Source organism: Streptomyces alkaliphilus (assembly GCF_014141535.1).
Taxonomy (GTDB): domain Bacteria; phylum Actinomycetota; class Actinomycetes; order Streptomycetales; family Streptomycetaceae; genus Streptomyces; species Streptomyces alkaliphilus.
The window spans coordinates 1-1506 of sequence record NZ_VKHT01001116.1; the positions used below are offsets into that span (position 1 = coordinate 1).

The window sequence follows — 1506 nt, forward strand, 5'->3', positions numbered from 1 at the left end:
GCCGGGGGCCGTGGGGGCCTCGGTGTCGTCACCGGGGCCGCCCGGGCCACCGGAGCCGCCGTCGGTGGTGCCCTCGTCGGAGCCGCCGGGGCCGTTGCCGTCCCCGTAGATCGTGGCCTCGACGGCGGTGGCGGCGATGCCGTTGGGGCCGTTGAAGATCCGCTCACCCCACTCGGTCAACCGGTTCGGGTCGAAGTTGACGACCATGTCGAGGTAGTCGACACCGCCGCTGTTCCCGCTCCAGGACCAGCCGAGGTAGCCGGTGCCCAACTGCTCGCTGATCTCCAGGATCGCGTCCTCGTCGGGGTTGCCGTCGGAGTGGTAGTGGCCGAACTCTCCGACCAGGATGGGAAGTCCGGCGTTGACGAAGTCGTTGAGGTAGGAGCTGACGGCGGACCGGGTCTCGTAGACGCCGTACATGTGGATGGAGAAGACGGTGTTGGCGTGCGGGTCGGAGTCGAAGACCCGGCGCGCGTTGGTGCGCATGGTGTTGGACCAGTCCTGGCCCCAGTTGGGGGCGTCCACCATGATCAGGTGGTGGAAGTCCTCGTCGCGCAGGCGGTTGATCGCCGAGATCGTGTCCGGGGTCCAGTTCTGGTAGCCCTGGTTGCCGTGCGGCTCGTTGCCGATGTTGAGGACGACGTGGTCCTCCTCGCCCTTGATGGCGTCCTGGATGTCGATCCAGTAGTCCACCGCCCGGTCGAGGGAGGCGGCCTCGGACTCCTCGCCGTAGCCGGTGGTGTCGTGCACCTCGAGGACACAGATCAGCCGGTTCCGCTTGCACAGCGAGACGACGTTGGTGACGTCCTCGGTGTCGTTCTTGTACCAGCGGTCACCGCTGCTGAGCACCACGCGGACGGTGTTGGCGCCCAGGTCCTTGATGTGACCGATGGCCGCCGTGTGCTGCGTGTACCAGGTGTGGGGGTGGTTCACGCCGCGCATGACGAAGTCGTTGCCGTTGGCCTCCAGGATGCGGCCGTCGGAGACGTGGAGCCCCGCCCGGGCCGTGGACTGGGCGGAGGCGGAGAGGGGCGCGGCGACGACCATCCCGAGCAGCACGGCGGCGGCCCCGCCCAGTGCCGTGGAGATCTTGGTCGCTCTCTTCATGGGGGTCTCCTCGTGGAACCCGTCCCGGGGTTCCGTTGGTCGAGAGGGTGTGGGAGCGCTCCCCTGGAATCAGGCCAGAATGTCACTGCCATGTCAATATACTGAACCGGTTAAGTCTCTTCGAACAGGTTCGATGAAGAGCAGTCGGGCAGCGGAAAAGCGTGGGAAGAGTTCCATGACGGGCTCTTTCCCGTCGGGATCGGCGCCTTCCCCTCCCGGTTTCCCGGCGCGCCCCGCCCACCGGGTCCCCGGACGGCGGACCCGGACCGGGGCCCGGCCCCGGGGAACGGCCTCTTCGGCTCGACGTGCCCCGGGGACGCGGGTGCCTCAGACCGCCTCGGGTGCCGGGGGCCGCCGAGCGGTCCCGGACCGGGGCCTTCCGGTGTCCCCCGTCCGGGG

At 68.9% G+C, this 1506-nt stretch carries 1 protein-coding gene; it reads right to left on the reverse strand.

Features of this window, described 5'->3' with window-relative positions; genetic code table 11:
* On the reverse strand, window positions 1-1107 hold a 1107-nt coding region (locus FNQ90_RS22805; protein ID WP_182608075.1), incomplete at its 3' end, for a glycoside hydrolase family 5 protein.
* Window positions 1108-1506 lie beyond the last annotated feature (399 nt).